A 2,888-nucleotide genomic window follows, 5' to 3' on the forward strand; every position below is an offset into this window, starting at 1 on the left:
AGCTGCTATGGACAACATTCCACCTGTAGAGCTGGAAAAAGAAACCTTTAACCCCGAAGAAGATCCTGAGTTCGTGAGGATGCTAAGTGAGAAGGTAAAAGGGAAATCTCCGGCAGTACAGGCTAAGAAACCAGCAGTTAACAGTAGTGATCTAATTTCTAGTTTTGGTAAAAATGAGGATTAAATATGTCAGATATTAAAGTTTTAAAATTGTCACAACTGACACCGAATAAAAAACAAGACCGCCGTGATTGGGACAGCCCCGCAGCGCGTGAACACATAGAGAAGTTGAAAAAATCCATCGGCATGACATTGCCTGATGGTTCATTGTACGGTATCCGTGAACGTATTGTAGTTAAGCCCGGTGCAACTGAAAATGAATACATCATTCTCAAAGGAGAATCTCGCTGGAGAGCAGGACAAGAGGTCGGACAAGATAATAATGTCGATTTAGAAACAGAGTGTGAAATAAAAATTTACGAAGATAAAGTGATAGAACATCTTGATCATGCTACAGAAAATTCATTGCATCGTGAATTGAATATCTTCGAGCGTGCAGCATCCATTAAGACAGATAAGGACAATGGCCTTTCTACAGACCTGATTATCGCTACTCACGGCCTGTCTAATAAAACCGTTGTCAGTAAATACATGAGCGTTTTTCGCCTGACAAAACCGAAACAAAAGCTGGTTCAGGAATCCTATATCAATGACCTTAATTTGGTGAGCAAATTACATAAAATTGCGGAAGATGATATTAAAGAATTACGCCAGCGTTTAGAAGGTGGGGAACCCGCTAAGAAGGTTATCAATGAGTTGCTTAACAAAGGCAAACAGAAGACTGAAAAAGAACCGCAATACCGCCTTGCCCTTACTCGCTCACATTACTCACTAATCCTTGAATTGCTGGATTTGAACCCTGATGACATTGATAATCCGCAGGAAAATATTGATGAACTTCTCAAGAACAGATTAGAAGAACTCTCAAGTTCAGAGGAACCGAGCGACGCATGAGCAAGCTGATCCGCCTTGCCACCCCTGACGATTATATGTTCGATAATAGCATCGGCATGTGGGAATTATCGTTCGACAAACGGCCTGTTAAGGGCGTTCGATGCGATGATCCTATTTCCGGTGCTTTTGAATATAATCAGGGGCGTTTAAGGTTTAGGTCTGCTTTAGACACTGCTAAAAAATCAGGACAATTATTTGATTTTGACGCGGTATTAGAATGGGCGGCGCAATATGGTTCCCCTATACAATGTCAGCATGTTTATGAATTATTTAATGCACCTGATATAGATGCATACAAGAAAATAGCCTTACATCTAATCTCACTCAAACAGGATAATTATCCTATGCATCTTGATTTTGCTATTTTCTTTACTGGATTTGAAACCAGACTGACAACTAAACATGACCTTTTGAATATCGTTAGAAGACGGGCTAAACATGGAAAAGATAATTAAGATCCCCATCAAGTTTCACGATATAGTGAACGTCTTAATGTGGGACGATGGATATAATAAAGAAGATGTAATCAGCCGAATTCCTTGTGGTAAAAAAATATCGTTCTGGCTGGCAAGGGCTTTCACACTTTCAAATATTAAAAAGTATGCAGACAAAAGCCAATATGCTTTATCTGTATTTTATAAAGAATCATTACCAAGCACAGAGGCCGAATTAAAAGAGTTACAGGAGTTTTATTTGAGGCAAATAAAACTTTTAAAGCGTGAAATAAAATCCAACTCAATTAGTTCTGCACTGGATTTATCTGCGTTAGTTAATCCTATCGAAATATCCGTGGACGTGATGCCATGTCCTCCGGTTTTGATGTTCGTGCGGGTTAATATCTTGTGTGATGAAGCGCATAGCGAACTGCGAAAATCATATCAACTGGGTAACATTACCAAGAGTGAATACTTCAAGCATCGTCGTGAATTATTCAGGCCGGTAAACCGTTTCCGCTCTCAATTCGCCAGTAAAGTTAGTGAAGCTGGCAAGCTAGCGCGTTCTCTTACCGTATCCCAAGCCGGATAAATTAATCTTACAGCTCTCACCAGACGGTCAGGAAATGCCGGATAATGCAAAAACTGACCGTTCCCTTTCGACCTTCACTTATTCATGACTCAGCCCCCCTCTTTTGACAGACGAAAAAAAAGGGATTGAGTATAAACTCAATCCCTGCGATCACTTAGGCAAAATTAGCCAAGTGTATTTCTGTACAATAATACGATATTTTCGACATCAACATGAAGCAAAGCATCAGGTTTCAGCAAGAAAAAGGTTAAATCAACCATTCGCGTATCAGGGTACAGATATGCATGGATAACAACACGATCACAAAGCCAAGCACGCTTGTAAACTTTCTGGTCTGTAAAATCATCCAATGTTAGTTTTTGCAGAATACTTCTGCGTTCGCTTAAATAAGCATCGAGATTTTGGTATGAATCGCGCCCTTTATATTGCAGTGCAACAACAGAACTATCTATCTCTGTTTCTACACATTCGCAATTGAGCCGGGTTTGAAAGTCATAGATACGTTCGTTTAACATGATGTTACCTCTGGGGTAAATCATCACGATGCCAAAGGCAACGTGATGATTGCCCTTGGTCGGTAGGATTAGAATGTACGTTTCAACCGGGTATTACGCACGTTGTCCGGTAACTAAATAATAGCAAAATAACCCCAACCCAACAAGCTGGAGTCTGTGGCATTTGCGTTAAAATCGCGTTAAAATGTAAACAAGACAATATTACATAAGGGCGAACTTTGAAACGATTAATCATATTAACAATTACAGTATCACTTATAACGTCTGCTGCACATGTATACACCCATCAATATTACGACGCTTTTTGCACGTTACTCATAGCAGGACTTATAT

General features: G+C 39.8%; 5 protein-coding genes. 4 read left to right on the forward strand and 1 reads right to left on the reverse strand.

All coding sequences use genetic code 11. The features are described 5' to 3' along the window. From V2A85_RS22940 to V2A85_RS22955, 4 genes are all read left to right on the forward strand, one after another. A partial coding sequence (locus V2A85_RS22940; RefSeq protein WP_420072465.1) for a hypothetical protein occupies nt 1–184 on the forward strand: 184 nt, incomplete at its 5' end. A gap of 2 nt (nt 185–186) precedes the next feature. After that, a complete protein-coding gene (locus V2A85_RS22945; RefSeq protein WP_420072466.1) occupies nt 187–1,014 on the forward strand; it encodes a ParB/RepB/Spo0J family partition protein in 828 nt (275 codons plus the stop codon). After that, on the forward strand, nt 1,011–1,469 hold the full coding sequence (locus V2A85_RS22950; protein WP_420072467.1) for a hypothetical protein: 459 nt from the start codon (nt 1,011–1,013) through the stop codon (nt 1,467–1,469). The genes V2A85_RS22945 and V2A85_RS22950 overlap by 4 nt, the downstream gene beginning before the upstream one ends. 37 nt (nt 1,470–1,506) lie before the next feature. Beyond that, nucleotides 1,507–2,040 (forward strand): hypothetical protein, encoded by a 534-nt coding sequence (locus V2A85_RS22955; RefSeq protein WP_420072468.1) that lies wholly within the window; start codon nt 1,507–1,509, stop codon nt 2,038–2,040. Between the two features lie 164 nt (nt 2,041–2,204). On the opposite strand, the gene V2A85_RS22960 is transcribed toward V2A85_RS22955, so the two are convergent. Next, the gene (locus tag V2A85_RS22960) at nt 2,205–2,555 is read right to left on the reverse strand and encodes a hypothetical protein (protein ID WP_100936170.1); all 351 of its coding nucleotides are present in this window, start codon (nt 2,553–2,555) and stop codon (nt 2,205–2,207) included. Nucleotides 2,556–2,888 lie beyond the last annotated feature (333 nt).

Source organism: Yersinia sp. 1252 StPb PI, assembly GCF_048593885.1.
GTDB lineage: Bacteria > Pseudomonadota > Gammaproteobacteria > Enterobacterales > Enterobacteriaceae > Yersinia > Yersinia enterocolitica_E.